At 61.9% G+C, this 21,274-nt stretch carries 18 protein-coding genes and 1 other RNA gene; 18 read left to right on the top strand and 1 reads right to left on the bottom strand.

Features of this window, described 5'->3' with window-relative positions:
* The first annotated feature begins 112 nt into the window (after positions 1–112).
* From rsmI to lpxC, 18 genes are all read left to right on the top strand, one after another.
* Positions 113–1,018 (top strand): 16S rRNA (cytidine(1402)-2'-O)-methyltransferase, encoded by a 906-nt coding sequence (gene rsmI, locus CAF90_RS13835; RefSeq protein ID WP_074690999.1) that lies wholly within the window; start codon positions 113–115, stop codon positions 1,016–1,018.
* Positions 1,019–1,091: 73 nt separating this feature from the next.
* An RNA gene (gene rnpB / locus CAF90_RS13830) (RNase P RNA component class A) lies at positions 1,092–1,445 on the top strand.
* 403 nt (positions 1,446–1,848) lie between these two features.
* Complete coding sequence (gene mraZ, locus CAF90_RS13825) at positions 1,849–2,304, top strand: division/cell wall cluster transcriptional repressor MraZ (protein WP_007917012.1); 456 nt, start codon at positions 1,849–1,851, stop codon at positions 2,302–2,304.
* Positions 2,301–3,248, top strand: coding sequence for a 16S rRNA (cytosine(1402)-N(4))-methyltransferase RsmH (rsmH, locus tag CAF90_RS13820; RefSeq protein ID WP_039766256.1), 948 nt, complete (start codon positions 2,301–2,303; stop codon positions 3,246–3,248). The genes mraZ and rsmH overlap by 4 nt, the downstream gene beginning before the upstream one ends.
* The gene (gene ftsL / locus CAF90_RS13815) at positions 3,245–3,538 is read left to right on the top strand and encodes a cell division protein FtsL (protein ID WP_007956777.1); all 294 of its coding nucleotides are present in this window, start codon (positions 3,245–3,247) and stop codon (positions 3,536–3,538) included. Before rsmH ends, ftsL begins: the two co-directional genes overlap by 4 nt.
* A complete protein-coding gene (locus CAF90_RS13810; protein ID WP_170929382.1) occupies positions 3,538–5,277 on the top strand; it encodes a penicillin-binding protein 2 in 1,740 nt (579 codons plus the stop codon). The genes ftsL and CAF90_RS13810 overlap by 1 nt, the downstream gene beginning before the upstream one ends.
* Positions 5,277–6,740, top strand: coding sequence for a UDP-N-acetylmuramoyl-L-alanyl-D-glutamate--2,6-diaminopimelate ligase (locus CAF90_RS13805; RefSeq protein WP_085606922.1), 1,464 nt, complete (start codon positions 5,277–5,279; stop codon positions 6,738–6,740). Before CAF90_RS13810 ends, CAF90_RS13805 begins: the two co-directional genes overlap by 1 nt.
* Positions 6,733–8,100, top strand: coding sequence for a UDP-N-acetylmuramoyl-tripeptide--D-alanyl-D-alanine ligase (gene murF, locus CAF90_RS13800; RefSeq protein ID WP_007956771.1), 1,368 nt, complete (start codon positions 6,733–6,735; stop codon positions 8,098–8,100). Before CAF90_RS13805 ends, murF begins: the two co-directional genes overlap by 8 nt.
* A complete protein-coding gene (gene mraY, locus CAF90_RS13795) occupies positions 8,100–9,182 on the top strand; it encodes a phospho-N-acetylmuramoyl-pentapeptide-transferase (RefSeq protein WP_007956769.1) in 1,083 nt (360 codons plus the stop codon). Before murF ends, mraY begins: the two co-directional genes overlap by 1 nt.
* 5 nt (positions 9,183–9,187) lie before the next feature.
* Entirely contained in the window at positions 9,188–10,534 is a 1,347-nt protein-coding gene (gene murD / locus CAF90_RS13790) for a UDP-N-acetylmuramoyl-L-alanine--D-glutamate ligase (RefSeq protein WP_039766248.1), read from the top strand.
* Positions 10,531–11,748, top strand: a complete 1,218-nt coding sequence (gene ftsW, locus CAF90_RS13785; protein ID WP_007956765.1) for a putative lipid II flippase FtsW — start codon at positions 10,531–10,533, stop codon at positions 11,746–11,748. Before murD ends, ftsW begins: the two co-directional genes overlap by 4 nt.
* Complete coding sequence (murG, locus tag CAF90_RS13780; RefSeq protein WP_011335863.1) at positions 11,738–12,808, top strand: undecaprenyldiphospho-muramoylpentapeptide beta-N-acetylglucosaminyltransferase; 1,071 nt, start codon at positions 11,738–11,740, stop codon at positions 12,806–12,808. Before ftsW ends, murG begins: the two co-directional genes overlap by 11 nt.
* Positions 12,801–14,261 (top strand): UDP-N-acetylmuramate--L-alanine ligase, encoded by a 1,461-nt coding sequence (gene murC / locus CAF90_RS13775; RefSeq protein ID WP_085606920.1) that lies wholly within the window; start codon positions 12,801–12,803, stop codon positions 14,259–14,261. Before murG ends, murC begins: the two co-directional genes overlap by 8 nt.
* Positions 14,258–15,232: a D-alanine--D-alanine ligase gene (locus CAF90_RS13770; protein WP_007956758.1), complete on the top strand. Its 975-nt coding sequence runs from the start codon at positions 14,258–14,260 to the stop codon at positions 15,230–15,232. The genes murC and CAF90_RS13770 overlap by 4 nt, the downstream gene beginning before the upstream one ends.
* Before the next feature lie 4 nt (positions 15,233–15,236).
* Positions 15,237–16,103, top strand: a complete 867-nt coding sequence (locus CAF90_RS13765) for a cell division protein FtsQ/DivIB (RefSeq protein ID WP_007956757.1) — start codon at positions 15,237–15,239, stop codon at positions 16,101–16,103.
* 15 nt (positions 16,104–16,118) lie between these two features.
* Positions 16,119–17,378, top strand: a complete 1,260-nt coding sequence (gene ftsA, locus CAF90_RS13760; protein WP_007956755.1) for a cell division protein FtsA — start codon at positions 16,119–16,121, stop codon at positions 17,376–17,378.
* 67 nt (positions 17,379–17,445) lie between these two features.
* Positions 17,446–18,642: a cell division protein FtsZ gene (gene ftsZ, locus CAF90_RS13755; protein WP_085606919.1), complete on the top strand. Its 1,197-nt coding sequence runs from the start codon at positions 17,446–17,448 to the stop codon at positions 18,640–18,642.
* Between the two features lie 112 nt (positions 18,643–18,754).
* The gene (gene lpxC, locus CAF90_RS13750; protein ID WP_007956752.1) at positions 18,755–19,666 is read left to right on the top strand and encodes a UDP-3-O-acyl-N-acetylglucosamine deacetylase; all 912 of its coding nucleotides are present in this window, start codon (positions 18,755–18,757) and stop codon (positions 19,664–19,666) included.
* A 61-nt stretch (positions 19,667–19,727) separates the two neighbouring features.
* On the opposite strand, the gene CAF90_RS13745 is transcribed toward lpxC, so the two are convergent.
* Complete coding sequence (locus tag CAF90_RS13745) at positions 19,728–21,233, bottom strand: sensor domain-containing diguanylate cyclase (RefSeq protein WP_085606917.1); 1,506 nt, start codon at positions 21,231–21,233, stop codon at positions 19,728–19,730.
* Between the last annotated feature and the right edge of the window lie 41 nt (positions 21,234–21,274).

Genomic DNA, 21,274 nt, shown 5'->3' with positions numbered 1-21,274 from the left:
TGTTACTGGCATGAAACCGTCAATTTAGCTGATACAAAGAGTGCGCAGCCTCACAATGGTGCGACAAACCGTGTCCGACCCGGACGCATCGTCCGGCGCACGACGCGCTACAATGGCGGCTTTTACCGATCATGAGGTGTGCGCTTTGACTGCTCCAGGTCCTTTGAATTCCGCTGCGGGCTCGCTTTATGTGGTGGCGACGCCCATCGGCAACCTGGATGACATCAGCGCCCGGGCGTTGAAGATCCTGCGCGAGGTGGCGCTGATCGCCGCCGAAGACACACGCCATTCCCAGCGCCTGATGCAGCACTTCGGCATCTCCACGCCGCTGGCAGCCTGTCATGAACACAACGAGCGCGATGAAGGCAGTCGCTTCATTACCCGTCTGCTGGCGGGCGACAACGTCGCACTGATTTCCGATGCCGGTACGCCGCTGATTTCTGACCCGGGTTATCACCTGGTGCGTCAGGCCCGTGCCGCCGGGATCAATGTGGTGCCGGTGCCGGGTGCGTGCGCATTGATCGCAGCGTTATCGGCTGCCGGTCTGCCGTCCGACCGCTTTATCTTCGAAGGCTTTTTGCCGGCCAAGGCCGTGGGGCGCAAGGCGCGTCTGGAGGCTATCAAGGAAGAACCGCGCACGCTGATTTTCTACGAGGCGCCGCACCGTATTCTGGAATGCCTGCAGGATATGGAGGCGGTGTTCGGTGCTGATCGTCCTGCATTGCTCGCTCGTGAAATCACCAAGACCTTCGAAACGCTCAAGGGATTGCCGTTGAGCGAGTTGCGGGCATTCGTCGAGGCGGACAGTAATCAGCAGCGTGGCGAATGCGTCGTGGTGGTGGCAGGCTGGACCGCGCCGGAATCCGAAGACGCCGTCAGCAGCGAGGCGATGCGCATCCTCAATCTGTTGCTCGAAGAGATGCCGCTCAAGCGCGCGGCGGCTCTGGCAGCGCAAATCACCGGTGAGCGCAAAAACGTGCTGTATCAGGTAGCACTGGATCAGCAAAAAGACGCGTAACCCGTCGCGCAGACCGGTTTGCGGGCTATTAGCGCTTGTTCTTCGGCCGCTCTGCCGTTAACCTGCGCGGCGGAGAGTCGATCGGACAGTCGCTGCCCTCTATGAAAATTAGGGGGGGGAGGAAAGTCCGGGCTCCATAGGGCGAAGTGCCAGGTAATGCCTGGGAGGCGTGAGCCTACGGAAAGTGCCACAGAAAATAACCGCCTAAGCGCTTCGGCGCCGGTAAGGGTGAAAAGGTGCGGTAAGAGCGCACCGCACGTCTGGCAACAGTTCGTGGCTAGGTAAACCCCACTTGGAGCAAGACCAAATAGGGTCCCAAGGCGTGGCCCGCGCTGGGACCGGGTAGGTTGCTAAAGATGTCCAGTGATGGCCATCGTAGACGAATGACTGTTCAAGACAGAACCCGGCTTACAGATCGACTCTCCACCTTTTTCTTTTCCCTGCTTGAATTAAAGGCGACAGGGCTGTTTATTATCAGCAGGCCTGCGCTGGAAATTCGGTAGCGGCAGACGCAGTAATAGCCATTTCCCACCTTGCTTCAATCAACAGCAGAAGCGCTTTTGTAATACCGAAAAAATCTTACTCTTAACAAATTACTTTAACTTTCGAGCGCAGCTTTCAGTGCTGCTTCAAGTTATTGGATAAAAGCATCCGCCAGATTCTCGTTGCTCCTCCTTTTATGCTCCTAAATCTCCGTTCTGTAAGGGTTTTCCTTTAATCCGCGCCTTGACGGTGTGGTGGGCGCATTCCTATAGTGTGCGCAAGTGGCGGAAAGTGGCATGAAGTGGGTTTTTTGAGCTCAAAACGATAAAAATTGGAGAAACGCAGACGTGTTTCGCGGAGCTAACGCTATCAGTCTCGACGCAAAGGGCCGTCTCGCCATGCCGAGCCGGTACCGTGACGAGCTCGATTCGCGCAGTTCCGGCCAATTGATCGTGACCATTGATGCCGTTGATCCATGTTTGTGTGTCTACCCGCTCGATGAGTGGGAAATTATTGAAACCAAGTTGCGCGCGCTTCCTTCGCTTCGCGAAGAGAACCGTCGTCTGCAGCGTTTATTGATTGGTAATGCCGTTGACCTCGAGCTCGACGGCAGTGGTCGTTTTCTGGTGCCGCCGCGCCTGCGCGAATACGCGAAGCTCGACAAGCGCGCGATGCTGGTAGGCCAACTGAACAAGTTCCAACTGTGGGACGAAGATGCCTGGAACGCGGTTTCTGCCGCTGACCTGGCTGCCATACAACAACCGGGCGCCATGCCTGACGAACTGCGTGATCTGATCCTGTGACTATTGATAGCGGCTTTAACCACATCACCGTACTGCTTGACGAAGCCGTCGAGGCTCTCGCCGTACGTCCTGATGGCTGCTATCTGGACGGCACGTTCGGGCGCGGCGGGCACAGCCGGTTGATCCTGAGCAAGCTCGGGCCGGATGGTCGGCTCATCGGATTCGACAAGGATCCTCAAGCGATTGCCACCGGGCAAACGCTAGCGGCCGAAGACGGCCGCTTTGTCGTTGTGCAGCGCAGCTTTGCCGAGCTTGGCTCGGTCGTTGCCGAACAGGGTCTGGCCGGCAAGGTCAGCGGCATTCTGCTGGATCTGGGCGTCTCTTCGCCGCAGCTCGATGATGCCGAGCGCGGCTTCAGTTTCCTCAACGACGGCCCGCTGGACATGCGTATGGATCCGTCCCGTGGCATCAGCGCCGCCGAGTTCGTCAACACCGCGCCGGTGGAAGAAATCGCCCGTGTCTTCAAGGAATACGGCGAAGAACGCTTCTCCGGTCGCATGGCCCGTGCCGTGGCCGAGCGTCGTGACATCACGCCGTTCGAGCGCACCGCCGATCTGGCCGAAGTCCTGAAAGTCGCCAACCCGGCGTGGGAAAAGGGCAAGAACCCGGCAACCCGCGCTTTTCAGGGCCTGCGCATTCACGTCAATAACGAACTGGGCGATCTGGAAGCGGGCCTTGAAGCCGCGCTCGAATGCCTGGAAGTGGGCGGCCGTCTGGTCGTGATCAGCTTCCACTCGCTGGAAGACCGTATCGTCAAACTGTTCATGCGCAAGCTGGTGAAAGGCGAAGCCGACAACCTGCCGCGCAACCTGCCGGTTCGCCACGTTGCGTTCGAACCGAAAATCAAAGTCCATGGCAAAGCGCAGACGGCCTCCGACGCCGAACTCAAAGCCAACCCACGTTCCCGTAGCGCCGTCATGCGCGTCGCGGAGAAGCTGCGGTGAGCAAGCTTTTCGCCAAGCCACTGCCCGGCGGCAGCTTTTTCATGCTGCTGCTGTTCATTGGCGTGCTTGTGTCGGCCATCGGCGTGTCTTACAGCGCCCACTGGAACCGGCAGTTGCTCAACACCCTTTACAACGAACTGAGCGTGCGCGACAAGGCGCAGGCCGAGTGGGGGCGCCTGATTCTGGAGCAAAGCACCTGGACCGCCCACAGCCGGATCGAAGTGCTGGCCACCGAACAACTGAAGATGCACATCCCCGGCGCGGCTGACGTGAAGATGGTGGCGCCATGATGAAACTCGAGGGGGCTCTCTTCCCGTGGCGTTTCCGTCTGATGGTGGCACTGCTCGGCGTGATGGTCGCAGCCATCTGCTGGCGCATCATTGACCTGCAAGTGGTTGACCGTGACTTCCTCAAAGGTCAGGGCGACGCGCGCAGTCTTCGGCACATTCCGATTCCGGCTCACCGTGGTCTGATCACCGACCGTAACGGCGAGCCTTTGGCCGTGAGTACCCCGGTGACCACGTTGTGGGCGAACGCCAAGGAAATGCAGACCGCCAAAGAGAAGTGGCCGGCACTGGCTGCCGCGCTGGGGCAGGATCCGAAAGCCCTGGCCGAACGTCTCGAAGCCCAGGCCAACAAAGAATTCATTTATCTGGTGCGCGGGTTGACCCCCGAGCAGGGCCAGGCCGTGCTCGACCTGAAAGTGCCAGGTGTCTACGGCATCGAAGAATTCCGCCGGTTCTATCCGGCCGGTGAAGTGACGGCGCACATGGTCGGCTTCACCGACATCGATGACCACGGTCGTGAAGGCGTCGAACTGGCCTACGATGAATGGCTGGCCGGCGTGCCCGGCAAGCGGCAAGTCATCAAGGATCGGCGCGGACGGCTGATCAAGGATGTCCAGGTCACCAAAAACGCCAAGGCCGGCAAGCCCTTGGCGTTGTCGATTGACCTGCGCCTGCAATACCTGGCCAACCGTGAACTGCGCAACGCGATCATCGAGAACGGCGCCAAGGCCGGCAGTCTGGTGATCATGGACGTGAAGACCGGCGAGATTCTCGCGATGGTCAACCAGCCGACCTACAACCCGAACAACCGTCGCAACCTGCAGCCGGCGATGATGCGTAACCGCGCGATGATCGACGTGTTCGAACCCGGTTCGACCATGAAGGCGATCTCGATGAGCGCCGCGATCGAAACCGGCCGCTGGAAACCGAGTGACACCGTCGAGGTGTATCCGGGCTCCCTGCAGATCGGCAAATACACGATCAAGGACGTATCGAAGACCGAAGGTCCGGTACTCGACCTGACCGGCATTCTGATCAATTCCAGTAACGTCGGCATGAGTAAGGTCGCGTTCGATATCGGCGGAGAAACCATTTTCCGCCTCGCACAGAAAGTCGGCCTCGGCCAGGACACCGGCCTCGGCTTCCCGGGCGAACGTGTCGGCAACCTGCCGAACTACCGCGAGTGGCGCAAGGCCGAGACCGCAACGCTGTCGTACGGCTACGGTATTTCGGTGACTGCGATCCAGCTGGTGCATGCGTTCTCGGCGCTGGCCAACAACGGTCGTCTCGCACCGTTGACTCTGATCAAAACCGACAAGGCGCCGCAGACCACCCAGGTGCTGCCGGAAGCCGTCGCCAAAACCATGCAAGGCATGCTGCAACAAGTGATCGAAGCCCCGCGCGGCGTGTTCCGTGCGCAGGTGCCGGCGTATCACGTGGGCGGCAAGTCCGGTACCGCGCGTAAAACATCGGTCGGCACCAAGGGCTACGCCGAAAACTCTTATCGCTCGCTGTTCGCCGGCTTCGGCCCGATGAGCGATCCACGTTATGCAATCGTCGTGGTGATCGATGAACCGACCAAGGCCGGTTACTTCGGTGGTCTGGTCTCGGCGCCGGTGTTCAGTCGCGTGATGTCGGGCACTCTGCGCCTGATGAACGTCACCCCGGACAACCTGCCGACCACACAACAGGCCAACGCCACCCCGGCCGTTCCGCTGAAAGCCAATGGAGGGCGCGGCTGATGTCTCTGAGTCTGAACAAGATTTTCCCTCACGCCGGCCACGATCTGTTGATCCGTGAACTGGCGCTCGACAGTCGCAACGTACGCGCGGGTGACCTGTTCCTCGCGGTGCCGGGCGGCAAGTTCGACGGGCGTGCGCACATCGCCGACGCCTTGCAGCGCGGTGCTGCTGCCGTAGCTTATGAAGTGGAAGGCGCCACCGTGCTGCCGATCACCGAAGTGCCGCTGATTCCGGTCAAGGGCCTGGCGGCGCAGCTGTCGGACATCGCCGGGCGTTTTTACGGTGAGCCGAGTCATCACCTGAATCTGATCGGCGTGACCGGCACCAACGGCAAGACCAGCGTGAACCAACTGGTAGCGCAGGCGCTGGACCTGCTCGGCCAGCATTGCGGCATCGTCGGCACCCTGGGCTCCGGTTTCCATGGCGCGCTGCAAAGCGGCCTGCACACCACGCCGAATCCGATCGCCATGCAAGCGACCCTGGGCGACCTGAAAAAGGCCGGCGCGAAAGCCGTGGCCATGGAAGTCTCGTCCCACGGTCTGGATCAGGGCCGGGTTACCGCGCTGGCATTCGATGTGGCGGTGATGACCAACCTGTCCCGCGATCACCTGGATTACCACGGCACCATGGAAGCGTACGCTGAGGCCAAGGCCCGGCTGTTCGCCTGGAATGACCTGAAGTGCCGCGTGGTCAACCTCGACGACGATTTCGGCCGGCAACTGGCCGCTGAAAAACGTGAGTCGCGGCTGATCACATACAGCCTGCTCGACAGCAGCGCCTATCTCTATGTGCGTGAAGCGCAGTTCGACGACCATGGCGTGCGCGCCACGCTGGTGACGCCGCAGGGCGAGCACCATCTGCGCAGCACGCTGCTCGGTCGTTTCAACCTGAGCAACGTACTGGCCGCCGTCGGCGCCTTGCTCGGTCTCGACTACGCGCTCGACGAAATCCTCAAGGTGTTGCCGAAACTCGAAGGCCCGGCCGGACGCATGCAGCGTCTCGGCGGCGGCACCCAGCCGCTGGTGGTGGTCGATTACGCCCACACCCCGGACGCGCTGGAAAAAGTCCTGACCGCGTTGCGCCCGCACGTCAAAGGTCAACTGCTGTGCCTGTTCGGCTGCGGCGGTGATCGCGATCGCGGCAAGCGTCCGCTGATGGCTGAAGTGGTCGAGCGTCTGGCCGACCGCGTGCTGGTCACCGACGACAATCCGCGCACCGAAGACCCGGCGGTAATTTTCGATGACATCCGCGCCGGTTTCACGGCTGTGGATAACGTAACGTTCGTGGCTGGCCGTGGCCAGGCCATCGCGCAACTGATTGCCGGCGCTTCGGCGGATGACGTGATTGTTCTTGCCGGCAAAGGTCACGAGGACTATCAGGAAATCAACGGCGAGCGCCATGCGTTTTCCGATCTGGTCGAGGCTGATCACGCCCTGACCGCGTGGGAGGTGGCCCATGCTTAAGGCCCTGAAACTCAGCGAACTGACCAACGCGCTCGACGCCCGTCTGATCAGCGCCGACGCCAGTTTTGACGGCGTGAGCATCGACAGCCGCGCGATCAAGGCTGGCCAACTGTTTATTGCCCTGACCGGCCCGCGTTTCGACGGTCATGACTATCTGAATGAAGTCGCCGCCAAAGGTGCCGTTGCGGCATTGGTCGAGCGCGAAGTCGCCGACAGCACGCTGCCGCAATTGCTGGTCAAGGACACCCGCCAGGCCCTCGGCCAGTTGGGTGCGTTGAACCGTGCCGCATTCACCAAACCGGTCGCGGCCGTTACCGGTTCCAGCGGCAAGACCACGGTCAAGGAAATGCTCGCGAGCATCCTGCGCACGCGCGGTTCGGTGCACGCGACCCGTGGCAACCTGAACAACGACCTCGGCGTACCGCTGACCCTGCTCGAACTCGCCCCGGAACACAGCGCGGCAGTGATCGAACTGGGCGCCTCGCGTCTGGGTGAAATCGCTTACACCGTAGGGCTGACCAAGCCGCACGTGGCGATCCTCAACAACGCCGGGACCGCCCATGTCGGCGAGTTCGGCGGGCCGGAGAAAATCGTCGAAGCCAAGGGCGAAATCATCGAAGGGCTGGCGGCCGACGGCGTCGCCGTGCTGAACCTCGATGACAAGGCGTTTGGCATCTGGAAAACCCGCGCCGGCGCGCGCAAGGTGCTGACGTTTGCCCTGAGCAACACTCAGGCGGATTTTTACGCCAGCGACCTGGCCACCGATGCCCGTGGCTGCCCGGCGTTCAACCTGCACAGTCCTGAAGGTGTGGAACGGGTTCAACTGAACCTGCTCGGCACCCATAACGTTGCCAACGCCATGGCTGCCGCCGCTGCCGCTCACGCTTTGGGCGTGTCGCTGTTCGGCATTGCCACCGGGCTTGGCGCGGTACAACCGGTCAAGGGTCGCACCGTCGCGCAACTGGCGAAAAACGGCATGCGCGTGATCGATGACACTTACAACGCGAACCCCACCTCGATGTGCGCGGCCGTTGATATACTCGCCGGCTTTTCCGGTCGCACCGTCCTGGTGCTCGGGGATATCGGCGAGTTGGGCGACTGGGCGGAGCAGGGGCACCGCGACGTGGGCGAATACGCCCGGGGCAAGGTTTCCGCGCTTTACGCCGTCGGGCCGAACATGGTCCACGCCGTGAACGCATTCGGTAACGAGGCGCATCACTTCGGCACACAGGCCGAACTGATCCAGGCCCTCGGCGCCGAGCAGGACACAAACACCACCATTTTGATCAAGGGTTCGCGCAGCGCAGCGATGGAAAACATCGTTGCGGCCCTGTGCGGGTCCAGTCTGGAGAAACATTAATGCTGCTGCTGCTAGCGGAGTATCTGCAACAGTTCTACAAAGGCTTCGCGGTCTTCCAGTACCTGACCCTGCGCGGGATTCTCGGTGTGCTGACCGCGCTGGTCTTGTCGCTGTGCTACGGCCCGTGGATGATCCGCACCCTGCAGAACCGTCAGATCGGTCAGTCCGTTCGTAACGATGGCCCGCAATCGCACCTGTCCAAATCCGGTACGCCGACCATGGGCGGCGCGCTGATTCTGTCTTCGATCGGCGTCAGCACCCTGCTGTGGGCTGACCTGAGCAACCGCTACGTGTGGGTCGTGTTGCTGGTGACCCTGCTGTTCGGCGCCATCGGCTGGGTCGACGACTACCGCAAGGTGATCGAGAAGAACTCCCGTGGCCTGCCGAGCCGCTGGAAATATTTCTGGCAGTCGGTGTTCGGCCTCGGTGCGGCGATCTTCCTTTATATGACTGCCAGCACTCCGGTGGAAACCACCCTGATCCTGCCGATGCTCAAGGACTACAGCATTCCGCTGGGCGCAGGCTTCATCGTGCTGACGTACTTTGTGATCGTCGGTTCGAGCAACGCGGTCAACCTCACCGACGGCCTCGACGGTCTGGCGATCATGCCGACAGTGATGGTTGGTGGTGGCCTGGGCATTTTCTGCTACCTGTCGGGTAACGTGAAATTCGCTGAGTACCTGTTGATCCCGTACGTACCGGGTGCAGGCGAGCTGATCGTGTTCTGCGGCGCGCTGATCGGTGCCGGCCTGGGCTTCCTGTGGTTCAACACCTACCCGGCGCAAGTTTTCATGGGCGACGTCGGCGCACTGGCGCTGGGCGCGGCCCTGGGCACCATCGCAGTGATCGTCCGTCAGGAAATCGTCCTGTTCATCATGGGCGGCGTGTTCGTGATGGAAACCCTGTCAGTCGTCATTCAGGTTGCGTCCTTTAAGCTGACCGGTCGCCGTGTGTTCCGCATGGCGCCGATTCACCACCACTTTGAACTCAAGGGCTGGCCCGAGCCGCGCGTGATCGTCCGTTTCTGGATCATCACCGTGATTCTCGTGCTGATTGGCCTTGCCACCCTGAAGCTGAGGTAGAACGAGTGTCTCTGATCGCTTCTGACCACTTCCGCATCGTTGTCGGCCTCGGCAAGAGCGGCATGTCCCTGGTTCGCTTCCTGGCGAACCGGGGCGTGGCGTTTGCTGTGGCCGACACGCGGGAAAATCCACCGGAACTGGCCACGCTCCAGCGTGACTATCCGCACGTGGAAGTGCGTTGTGGCGAGCTGGACGTCGAATTCCTGTGCCGTGCCGACGAGCTCTACGTGAGCCCCGGCCTGGCGCTGGCGACCCCGGCCCTGCAAGCCGCCGCGGCCCGTGGCGTGAAGCTGTCCGGCGACATCGAGCTGTTCGCGCGTAACGCGAAGGCGCCGATCGTGGCCATCAGCGGTTCCAACGCAAAAAGCACCGTCACCACCCTGGTCGGCGAGATGGCGGCTGCGGCCGGCAAACGCGTGGCCGTGGGCGGCAACCTCGGTACGCCGGCGCTGGATCTGCTCAGCGACGACGTCGAGCTGTACGTGATGGAGCTGTCGAGCTTCCAGCTGGAAACCACTGACCAGCTCAACGCCGAAGTGGCGACCGTGCTCAACATTAGCGAAGACCACATGGACCGCTACAGCGGTCTGCCGGCCTATCACCTGGCCAAGCACCGGATCTTCCGTGGTGCCAAGCAGTTCGTGGTCAACCGTCAGGACGCCTTGACCCGGCCGCTGATGGGCGAGGGCCAGCCGTGCTGGACCTTCGGCCTCACCAAACCCGATTTCAAGGCGTTCGGTCTGCGCGAAGAGAATGGCGAGAAGTACCTGGCCTTCGAATTCCAGAACCTGATGCCGGTGCGCGAATTGAAGATTCGCGGCGCCCACAACCAGTCCAATGCCCTGGCGGCGCTGGCACTCGGCCACGCGGTCGGGCTGCCGTTCGACGCCATGCTGGCGGCGCTGCGCACCTTCGCCGGCCTCGAGCACCGTTGCCAGTGGGTGCGTGATCTGGACGGCGTCGGTTACTACAACGATTCCAAGGCCACCAACGTGGGCGCCGCACTGGCGGCCATCGAAGGCCTGGGTGCGGACATCGACGGCAAGGTCGTGCTGATCGCCGGTGGCGACGGCAAGGGCGCCGACTTCAAGGACCTGCGCGATCCGGTGGCGGCCCATTGCCGCGCCGTGATCCTGATGGGGCGCGACTCCGACAAGATCGGCGAAGCGATCGGCGATGCCGTTCCGCTGATTCGTGCGACCACTCTGGTCGACGCGGTCGCCCAATGCCGTGCCGCCGCCCAACCGGGTGACGTGGTGCTGCTGTCGCCGGCCTGCGCCAGTTTCGACATGTTCAAGAACTACGAAGACCGTGGTCACCAGTTCGTCCGCGCCGTGGAGGATCTGGCATGAGCTTGAGAAACATCATCAAGCCATACCCGTCGCCGCTGATCACCGGACGCGGGATCGACCTCGACTTCCCGATGCTCGCCGGTTGCCTGGCGTTGCTCGGCCTGGGCCTGATCATGATTGCTTCGGCCTCGACAGAAGTCGGCGCGGCGCAGTCGGGCAGTGCTCTTTATTACATGACCCGTCACCTGATCTACGTGGTGCTGGGCCTGGGCGCGTGCGTCGTCACCATGATGATCCCGATCGCCACCTGGCAGCGACTGGGCTGGCTGATGCTGATCGGTGCGTTCGGTCTGCTGGTGATGGTGATCATCCCGGGGATCGGCCGTGAGGTGAACGGCTCGATGCGCTGGATCGGTTTCAGCTTCTTCAACGTTCAGCCGTCCGAGATCGCCAAGGTGTTCGTGGTGATCTACCTGGCCGGTTACCTGGTGCGTCGTCAGAAAGAAGTGCGCGAGAGCTGGATGGGTTTCTTCAAGCCTTTCATCGTGCTGCTGCCGATGGCGGGCCTGTTGCTGATGGAGCCGGACTTCGGTGCCACCGTCGTGATGATGGGAGCTGCGGCGGCGATGCTGTTCCTCGGCGGGGTCGGGCTGTTTCGGTTCTCGCTGATGGTGGTGCTGGCCGTCGGTGCGGTGGTGTTGCTGATTCAGATGCAGCCGTACCGGATGGCGCGTCTGACCAACTTCGCCGACCCGTGGGCCGACCAGTTCGGCGCCGGTTATCAGTTGTCCCAAGCCTTGATCGCATTCGGTCGCGGTGAATGGCTGGGCGTTGGCCTGGGCAACAGCGTGCAGAAGCAGTTCTACCTGCCGGAAGCGCACACCGACTTCGTGTTCTCGGTCCTGGCCGAAGAGCTCGGTGCCGTGGGTTCGCTGTGCACCGTGGCACTGTTCGTGTTCGTGTGTATTCGCGGCATGTACATCGGTCTGTGGGCCGAGAAAGCCAAACAGTTTTTTGCCGCTTATGTTGCCTACGGTCTGTCGTTCCTGTGGATCGGCCAGTTCCTGATCAACATCGGCGTGAACGTCGGCCTGCTGCCGACCAAGGGCCTGACCTTGCCGTTCCTCAGTTATGGCGGCAGTTCCCTGGTGATCTGCTGCGCCTGCCTTGGCTTGTTGCTGAGGATCGAGTGGGAGAGCCGGACCCACCTGGGCAGTGAAGAGATGGAATTCCATGAGAGCGACTTCGCCGAGGAGCCGAACCATGGGCGCTAACGTATTGATCATGGCCGGCGGCACCGGTGGCCACGTGTTCCCGGCGCTGGCCTGTGCCCGCGAATTCCAGGCGCGCGGCTACACCGTGCACTGGCTCGGCACGCCGCGCGGGATCGAAAACGATCTGGTGCCGGCGGCGGGTCTTGAATTGCACCGCATCAACGCCACCGGCCTGCGCGGCAAGGGCAAGCTGTCGTTGCTCAAGGCGCCGTTCATGCTGCTGAAATCGGTGTGGCAGGCGCGGGCGATCATTCGCCGCTTGCGTCCGGTGTGCGTGGTCGGATTCGGCGGCTATGTGACCGGCCCCGGTGGTCTTGCTGCCAAACTGGCCGGCGTGCCGGTGATCGTTCATGAGCAGAACGCCGTGGCCGGCACCGCCAATCGGTTGCTGGTGCCGTTCGCCGCCCGGGTGTGTGAAGCCTTCCCCGACACCTTTACCCTGTCGGACAGCCGCCGTACCACCGGTAACCCGGTGCGCAGCGAGCTGTTCCTCGAAACACCGCGCCCGGCCCTGGCCGGACGCAAGGCGCGTTTGCTGATCCTGGGCGGAAGCCTGGGCGCAGAGCCGTTGAACAAGTTGCTGCCTGAAGCCCTGGCACAAGTCGCTGCCGACTTGCGTCCGGAAGTGTTCCATCAGGCTGGCAGAAACCACGATGAAGTGACTGCAGAGCGCTACCGCGCCGCCGGCGTGGATGCGCAGGTGCAGCCGTTCATCAAAGACATGGCCCAGGCCTATGGCTGGGCTGACCTGGTGGTGTGCCGCGCTGGCGCATTGACCATCAGCGAACTGGCCGCCGCCGGTCTGCCCTCGATGCTGGTGCCCTTGCCCCACGCGATCGACGATCACCAGACCCGCAACGCCGATTATTTGGCCCGCGAAGGCGCTGCCTTCCTGATGCCGCAAAGAACGACTGGCGCCGCGGACCTTGCCGCGCGCCTGACAGAGGTCTTGATGCAACCGCAACGACTCGAACAAATGGCCCAAGCGGCCCGCCGTCTGGCGAAACCCGAAGCCACCCGTAGCGTGGTCGATACCTGTCTGGAGGTGGCCCATGGTTGAGAATCAGAAAGCCATGCCGCAACCGGAAATGCGCCGCATCCGTCGCATCCACTTCGTCGGGATCGGCGGCGTGGGCATGTGCGGTATTGCCGAAGTGCTGCTGAACCTGGGCTATGAAGTGTCCGGTTCGGACCTGAAAGCTTCGCCGGTGACCGAGCGCCTGGAATCCTTCGGTGCGCAGATCTTCATCGGCCACCGTGCCGAGAACGCCGCTGCCGCCGATGTGCTGGTGGTGTCGAGCGCCGTCAATACTTCCAACCCGGAAGTGGCGACCGCGCTGGAACGCCGCATCCCGGTGGTACCGCGTGCCGAAATGCTCGCCGAACTGATGCGCTACCGCCACGGCATCGCCGTCGCCGGTACCCACGGCAAAACCACCACTACCAGCCTGATCGCTTCGGTGTTCGCGGCCGGTGGCCTGGATCCGACCTTCGTCATCGGTGGCCGTCTGAACGCCGCGGGCACCAATGCCCAGCTCGGCACCAGCCGTTACCTGATCGCCGAAGCCGATGAAAGCGACGCAAGCTTCCTGCACCTGCAACCGCTGGTGGCCGTGGTCACCAACATCGACGCCGACCACATGGCGACCTACGATGGCGACTTCAACAAACTGAAGAAAACCTTCGTCGAGTTTCTGCACAACCTGCCGTTCTACGGTCTGGCGGTGGTGTGCCTGGACGACCCGGTGGTGCGTGAAATCCTGCCGCAGGTCAAACGCCCGGTCGTCACCTATGGCTTCAGCGAAGAAGCCGACGTGCGCGCGATCAATGTGCGCCAGCAGGGCATGCAGACCTTCTTCACCGTGCTGCGTCCCGAGCGTGAGCCGCTGGATGTGTCCGTGAACATGCCGGGCAACCACAACGTGCTCAACGCGCTGGCCACCATCTGCATCGCCACCGACGAAGGCGTCAGCGATGAAGCCATCGTCCAGGGCCTGTCCGGGTTCCAGGGTGTCGGCCGACGCTTCCAGGTCTACGGCGAATTGCCGGTGGACGGCGGCAGCGTGATGCTGGTCGACGACTACGGTCACCACCCGACCGAAGTCGCAGCCGTGATCAAGGCCGTGCGCGGTGGCTGGCCAGAGCGCCGTCTGGTGATGGTCTACCAGCCGCACCGCTACAGCCGTACCCGCGACCTGTACGACGATTTCGTCAATGTACTGGCCGACGCCAACGTGCTGTTGCTGATGGAAGTCTATCCGGCCGGCGAAGAGCCGATCCCGGGTGCCGACAGCCGCAAGCTGTGCAACAGCATTCGCCAGCGCGGTCAGCTCGACCCGATCTACATCGAGCGCGGCGTCGACCTGGCGCCGGTGGTCAAGCCGCTGCTGCGTGCCGGCGACATTCTGCTGTGCCAGGGCGCCGGTGATATCGGCGGTCTTGCACCGAAACTGTTGAAAAGCGAGTTGTTCGCCGGTGCCGTGGCGGCATCGGTCGAGGGGAAGTTGAAATGACTGCTGCCTACGCCAATCTGTTTTCCACCATCGCCCCGAAGGATTTCGGCCGTGTGGCCGTGCTGTTCGGTGGCCTGAGTGCCGAGCGTGAAGTCTCGCTGAAGTCCGGCAACGCCGTGCTCACTGCGCTGCAAAGCGCGGGTGTGGACGCGTTCGGCATCGACGTCGGCGCCGATATCCTGCAGCGCCTGCTGAGCGAAAAGATCGACCGTGCGTTCATCATCCTCCACGGTCGTGGCGGTGAAGACGGCAGCATGCAGGGCCTGCTCGAAGTGGCCGGCATTCCGTACACCGGCAGCGGCATCCTGGCTTCGGCACTGGCGATGGACAAACTGCGCACCAAACAGGTCTGGCACACGCTCGGGATTCCGACGCCGCGTCACGCCGTGCTGCGCAGCGAGGCCGATTGTATTTCCGCAGCGACGGAACTGGGCTTCCCTTTGATCGTCAAACCGGCGCATGAAGGTTCAAGTATCGGGATGGCCAAAGTGAGTTCTGCGTCCGAGTTGATCGACGCATGGAAAGCGGCCAGTACCTACGATTCGCAAGTGTTGGTCGAGCAATGGATCCACGGTCCGGAGTTCACCATCGCCACCCTGCGTGACCAGGTGTTGCCTCCTATCGCCCTGGGTACGCCACACACGTTCTACGACTACGACGCCAAGTACATCGCCAACGATACCCAGTATCGGATTCCGTGCGGGCTCGATGCCGCCAAGGAAAAAGAACTCATGGACCTCACGGCGCAAGCCTGCGAGGCGCTGGGTATTGCCGGTTGGGGCAGGGCGGACGTGATGCAGGACGCCGATGGCAAGTTCTGGTTCCTGGAAGTCAACACCGCTCCCGGCATGACCGATCACAGCCTGGTACCGATGGCGGCGAAAGCGGCCGGTCTGGATTTCCAGCAACTGGTCCTGGCCATTCTGGCCGCCAGTGTCGATGCCGACGGCAAGAAAGAGGCGCGAGGTTAAGACCATGCAAGGCGCACAGCTCAGACATCAGCCACCCGCACCCGGCCGCAAGCCGGTGCCGCGGGGTGCCAGCCGAATGGTGGCCAAAGAGCCGATGTCCGCGCGCCTGCCAAAAGCCAACTTCGGCTTTTTGAAAGGTCTGTTCTGGCCGGTGCTGCTGGTGGCCCTGGGGTTCGGCACTTACGAAGGCGCACAGCGGTTGCTGCCGTATGCCGACCGGCCGATCACCAAGATCGCGGTGCAGGGCGACCTGAGTTACATCAGCCAGCAAGCGGTGCAGCAGCGGATCGCCCCGTACGTGGCGTCGAGCTTCTTCACCATCGATCTGGCGAGCATGCGCACCGAGCTGGAACAGATGCCGTGGATCGCCCACGCCGAAGTACGTCGGGTGTGGCCGGACCAGGTGGTGATCCGCCTCGAAGAGCAACTGCCGGTGGCCCGCTGGGGCGACGAGTCGTTGCTCAACAACCAGGGCCAGGCGTTCACGCCCAAGGAACTGGCGAACTACGAACACCTGCCGCAGCTGTTCGGTCCGCAGCGGGCCCAGCAGCAAGTGATGCAGCAATACCAGGTGCTGAGCCAGATGCTCCGGCCATTGGGCTTCTCGATTGCACGGCTCGAGCTGCGTGAACGCGGCAGCTGGTTCCTGACCACCGGTGCCGGCAGTTCCGGCCCCGGGATCGAGCTGCTGCTGGGACGCGGCAACCTGGTGGAAAAGATGCGCCGCTTCATTGCCATCTATGACAAGACGCTCAAAGAACAGATTACGAACATTGCGCGCATCGATCTGCGCTACGCCAACGGCCTTGCTGTTGGCTGGCGGGAACCAGTAGCGCCGACGACAGCCCAACCCGCTGTCGCAAAGAATTAAGAAGAGGCAGGACCCATGGCAAACGTGCAAAGCGGCAAAATGATCGTCGGTCTCGATATCGGCACCTCCAAGGTGGTGGCGCTGGTCGGCGAGGTTGCGGACGACGGCTCGCTGGAAATCGTCGGGATCGGCACTCATCCGTCCCGCGGCCTGAAAAAAGGCGTGGTGGTCAACATCGAGTCCACCGTGCAGTCGATCCAGCGCGCGATTGAGGAAGCCCAACTGATGGCGGGCTGCCGCATTCACTCGGCGTTCGTCGGCGTGGCGGGCAATCACATCCGCAGCCTGAACTCCCACGGCATCGTCGCGATCCGTGATCGCGAAGTCAGCTCGGCGGACCTGGAGCGCGTACTCGACGCCGCTCAGGCTGTGGCGATCCCGGCCGACCAGCGTGTGCTGCACACCCTGCCGCAGGATTACGTGATCGATAACCAGGAAGGCGTGCGCGAGCCGCTGGGCATGTCCGGCGTGCGTCTGGAAGCCAAGGTTCACGTGGTCACCTGCGCCGTCAACGCCGCACAGAACATTGAAAAATGCGTGCGCCGCTGCGGTCTGGAAATCGACGACATCATTCTCGAGCAACTGGCCTCGGCCTACTCGGTACTGACCGACGACGAAAAAGAGCTGGGCGTGTGCCTGGTCGACATCGGCGGCGGCACCACCGACATCGCGATCTTCACCGAAGGCGCGATCCGCCACACGGCCGTGATCCCGATTGCCGGTGACCAGGTGACCAACGACATCGCCATGGCGTTGCGCACCCCGACCCAGTACGCCGAAGAGATCAAGATCCGTTACGCCTGCGCCCTGGCCAAACTGGCCGGTGCCGGCGAGACCATCAAGGTGCCGAGCGTCGGCGACCGTCCGCCGCGCGAACTGTCCCGTCAGGCCCTGGCCGAAGTGGTCGAGCCGCGTTACGACGAACTGTTCACCCTGATCCAGGCCGAGCTGCGTCGCAGCGGCTACGAAGACCTGATCCCGGCCGGCATCGTGCTGACCGGTGGTACTTCGAAGATGGAAGGCGCCACTGAACTTGCCGAAGAGATCTTCCACATGCCGGTCCGCCTGGGCGTGCCGCATGGCGTGAAAGGTCTGGATGACGTGGTACGCAACCCGATTTATTCCACTGGCGTTGGCTTGTTGATGTACGGCCTGCAGAAGCAGTCCGACGGGATCTCGTTCTCGGGCATCGGCAGCCGCGACAGCTACAGCAACGATGAGCCGCAGGCGCCGTTGCTGGACCGTTTGAAGAAGTGGGTTCAAGGCAACTTCTAACGCTTTACCGCAGCACCGCAACAAACAGCAGTAGGCGAAAAAACTAGAGAATGTAAGGAGAGGGAAAATGTTCGAACTCGTAGACAACATCCCCGCAAGCCCGGTAATCAAAGTTATCGGTGTTGGCGGTGGCGGCGGCAACGCTGTCAACCACATGGTCAAGAGCAACATCGAAGGCGTGGAATTCATCTGCGCCAACACCGATGCTCAAGCGCTGAAAAACATCGGCGCGCGCACCATTCTGCAACTGGGCACCGGCGTGACCAAAGGCCTGGGCGCCGGCGCCAACCCTGAAGTAGGTCGTCAGGCCGCTCTCGAAGACCGTGAGCGCATTGCCGAAGTCCTGCAGGGCACCAACATGGTGTTCATCACCACCGGCATGGGCGGTGGTACCGGTACCGGTGCTGCGCCGATCATCGCCGAAGTGGCCAAGGAAATGGGCATCCTGACCGTTGCGGTCGTGACCCGTCCGTTCCCGTTCGAAGGCCGCAAGCGTATGCAGATCGCCGACGAAGGCATCCGCATGCTCTCGGAAAGCGTCGACTCGCTGATCACCATTCCGAACGAAAAACTGCTGACCATCCTCGGCAAGGACGCAAGCCTGCTGTCGGCTTTCGCCAAGGCTGACGATGTACTGGCCGGTGCCGTTCGCGGTATCTCCGACATCATCAAGCGTCCGGGCATGATCAACGTCGACTTCGCCGACGTACGCACCGTGATGAGCGAAATGGGCATGGCGATGATGGGCACTGGCTGCGCCAGCGGTCCGAACCGTGCACGTGAAGCGACCGAAGCGGCCATTCGCAACCCGCTGCTGGAAGACGTGAACCTGCAAGGCGCACGCGGCATCCTGGTGAACATCACTGCCGGTCCTGACCTGTCCCTGGGTGAGTACTCCGACGTGGGTTCGATCATCGAAGCCTTCGCTTCCGAGCACGCGATGGTCAAGGTCGGTACCGTTATCGATCCGGACATGCGCGACGAACTGCACGTGACCGTGGTTGCCACCGGTCTGGGCGCGAAAATCGAGAAGCCTGTGAAGGTCATCGACAACACCGTTCACACCTCGATGGCGGCTGCTCAAGTGCAGCAACCGGCACCCGCTCGTCAGGAACAGCCAGCGGTGAACTACCGTGACCTGGACCGTCCGACCGTCATGCGCAACCAGGCTCAGGCCGGTGCTGCGACTGCCGCGAAGATGAATCCGCAAGATGACCTGGACTACCTGGACATCCCGGCTTTCCTGCGTCGTCAGGCCGATTGATGAAATGTATCAGGGGTATTCAGGTGATTGGTGTTCAGCAAAGGCTCGGTCTGCTATCATCGCCAGCCTTTGTTGATACCAGTTCGCAATTTGCGCTGAAGCGGCCCATGCCATGATTAAACAACGCACACTGAAAAATATTATCCGTGCCACCGGTGTAGGTCTGCACTCCGGGGAGAAGGTTTACCTGACCCTCAAGCCTGCACCTGTCGACACCGGGATCGTCTTTCGTCGTGCCGATCTCGATCCGGTTGTCGAGATACCGGCTCGTGCGGCCAACGTCGGCGAGACAACCATGTCGACGACGCTGGTCAACGGTGACGTGAAGGTAGACACGGTGGAGCACTTGCTCTCGGCCATGGCTGGCCTGGGCATCGATAACGCCTACGTCGAGCTCTCCGCGTCTGAAGTCCCGATCATGGATGGCAGCGCAGGACCTTTCGTATTCCTGATTCAATCGGCTGGCCTGGAAGAACAGGACGCCGCCAAGAAATTCATCCGCATCCTGCGTGAAGTGACAGTGGAAGACGGCGACAAGCGCGCCACTTTCGTCCCTTTCGAAGGGTTCAAGGTGAGCTTCGAGATCGATTTCGATCACCCGGTTTTCCGGGACCGCACCCAAAGTGCAAGCGTGGATTTTTCCAGCACTTCGTTCGTAAAAGAAGTCAGCCGCGCCCGTACTTTCGGTTTCATGAGTGACATCGAGTACCTGCGCAAGCACAACCTCGCACTCGGCGGCAGCGTGGAAAACGCGATCGTGGTCGATGCCGATGGCGTACTGAACGAAGACGGCCTTCGCTATGAAGACGAATTCGTGAAGCACAAGATCCTCGATGCGATTGGCGACCTGTACCTGCTGGGCAACAGCCTGATTGGTGAGTTCAAGGGCTTCAAGTCCGGCCACGCACTGAACAACCAGCTGCTGCGCAAGTTGATTGAGCAGAAAGATGCCTGGGAAGTCGTGACGTTCGAAGACGCCAGCACTGCACCAATCTCTTACATGCGCCCGGTTGCGGCGGTGTAAGTAAAAAACCTCTCTAGTTTTTTGAAGGCCACCTTTGGGTGGCCTTTTTTTATGCCTGTTGTCAGGCCACGACGACCCGGTTTCGCCCACCTTCCTTGGCCTGATACAACGCCTTGTCCGCCGCAAACAACAGTTGCTCCAGGCTGATCTCGCTCGTCGTCGTCCAGGTGCTGATGCCGATGCTCACGGTCATCGGTGACTGGTCTTCATTGACGCTTGGCAGTTGTTCCACCGCTGCGCGAATGTGCTCGGCGATCTGCTGCGCCCCGACGCTGTCGGTTTCAGCGAGGATCACCGAAAACTCCTCACCGCCATAACGGGCCACCAGATCCGCCGGGCGCCGCACATTGGAGGTGATTACCTTCGCGAGTTCACGCAACGCCTGATCCCCGGCCTGGTGTCCGTGCCGGTCGTTGAAGGCCTTGAAGTGGTCGGCATCGATCATCAGCAATGACAGCGGCTTGCCCGAGCGCTGGGCGCGGAACCATTCGTGGCGCAGCGACTGATCGAGCATCCGCCGGTTGGCGACCCCGGTGAGGGCATCGGTCGCCGCGAGCTGCGCCAGTTCGCGTTCGGCCCGCTGGCGCAGGCGCAGCTCCCGGGCCAACAGCCAGGTCAGCCATAGCAGGCCGGCACACAGCACGCCGGTGGCGCCGCTGATCAGGATCGCCGTGCGTCGCCACGCGCCGAACACTTCTTCGCTGGACAGGGCAACGATCACCGTCAGTGGGAGATTGCCGACCCGCGAATAGGTGTACAGACGTTGCTGATAATCCATGCTCGAAGTGCTGTTGAAACTGCCATTGCCGTTGCTGTCGCGCAGGATCCGCACCACATTGGGCCGGGCGGCAAAGCTCTTGCCGATCGAATCGCTTTGCAGATAAGGCTTCTGTGCCAGCAGGATGCCGTCGTTGTTGATGATGTTGAGGGTGCTGTCGATGCCGATGTCGAGGCTGTTGAACAGTTGATCGAAGTAATCCAGTTTCATCGACGCCACGGCCACGCCCAGAAACTCACCGGTGTCCGAAGAGATGCGCCGACTGAAACTGATTCGCCACTGGTTCGCGTCATCGCAATCGCAGCGGGGTTTGAACGGACGGCTGATGAACATGCCGGTGTCGCGCTTGAAGGCGTGGGCGAGAAAGTAGTCGCGGTCGGCGAAATTGCCCGGCAGCGGATCGACCCGCGAGGAGTCGGCAATCACGTCGCCATACTTGTCGAGCAACAGGATGTCGCCCTTGAAGCGCGCCGTGGTGGAGCGGTCGAACAGCGCCAGATGACGGATCTGTGGCGACACGTCTTTCAGGTCGTCACGCTGGGCGGCGGCGATCAGCCCTTGCAGCGTCAGGTCGTACAGCTCGACGGTGCGCAGCACGTCGGCGTCGATCAACTGGGCGATGGTGGTGGCGCCCCGGGTGGCCGATTCCTGCGCGTTGGCGTGTTCGCGGATCAGCAGGAACGTGACGATGCACACAATCGCGATCACGCTCAGCAGGCTGCCGAGGATCAGCAGCAGCTCGGAGCGTCCGGTCGTGCCGGAAACGGTAGGGGTGCGGCTCGCGATCATGGTTCGGTTTCGGTAAGGGATTCTTGTAAGCGTAGTTGTAC

The organism is Pseudomonas sp. B37(2017), from assembly GCF_002112885.1.
GTDB classification, from domain to species: domain Bacteria; phylum Pseudomonadota; class Gammaproteobacteria; order Pseudomonadales; family Pseudomonadaceae; genus Aquipseudomonas; species Aquipseudomonas paraglycinae.
The sequence above is the reverse complement of the archived record's forward strand: the minus strand, read 5'-3'. Positions and strand labels throughout refer to the sequence as shown.

Bases quoted from the DNA above. Each gene is read 5' to 3' on its own strand.
- CAF90_RS13765 (WP_007956757.1), top strand. From the start codon at position 15,237: ATGCAAGGCGCACAGCTCAGACATCAGCCACCCGCACCCGGCCGCAAG.
- CAF90_RS13805 (WP_085606922.1), top strand. From the start codon at position 5,277: ATGTCTCTGAGTCTGAACAAGATTTTCCCTCACGCCGGCCACGATCTG.
- CAF90_RS13770 (WP_007956758.1), top strand. From the start codon at position 14,258: ATGACTGCTGCCTACGCCAATCTGTTTTCCACCATCGCCCCGAAGGAT.
- ftsZ (WP_085606919.1), top strand. From the start codon at position 17,446: ATGTTCGAACTCGTAGACAACATCCCCGCAAGCCCGGTAATCAAAGTT.
- lpxC (WP_007956752.1), top strand. From the start codon at position 18,755: ATGATTAAACAACGCACACTGAAAAATATTATCCGTGCCACCGGTGTA.
- CAF90_RS13810 (WP_170929382.1), top strand. From the start codon at position 3,538: ATGAAACTCGAGGGGGCTCTCTTCCCGTGGCGTTTCCGTCTGATGGTG.
- murF (WP_007956771.1), top strand. From the start codon at position 6,733: ATGCTTAAGGCCCTGAAACTCAGCGAACTGACCAACGCGCTCGACGCC.
- murG (WP_011335863.1), top strand. From the start codon at position 11,738: ATGGGCGCTAACGTATTGATCATGGCCGGCGGCACCGGTGGCCACGTG.
- CAF90_RS13745 (WP_085606917.1), bottom strand. From the start codon at position 21,233: ATGATCGCGAGCCGCACCCCTACCGTTTCCGGCACGACCGGACGCTCC.
- murC (WP_085606920.1), top strand. From the start codon at position 12,801: ATGGTTGAGAATCAGAAAGCCATGCCGCAACCGGAAATGCGCCGCATC.
- mraY (WP_007956769.1), top strand. From the start codon at position 8,100: ATGCTGCTGCTGCTAGCGGAGTATCTGCAACAGTTCTACAAAGGCTTC.
- ftsA (WP_007956755.1), top strand. From the start codon at position 16,119: ATGGCAAACGTGCAAAGCGGCAAAATGATCGTCGGTCTCGATATCGGC.
- ftsW (WP_007956765.1), top strand. From the start codon at position 10,531: ATGAGCTTGAGAAACATCATCAAGCCATACCCGTCGCCGCTGATCACC.
- rsmI (WP_074690999.1), top strand. From the start codon at position 113: ATGGCGGCTTTTACCGATCATGAGGTGTGCGCTTTGACTGCTCCAGGT.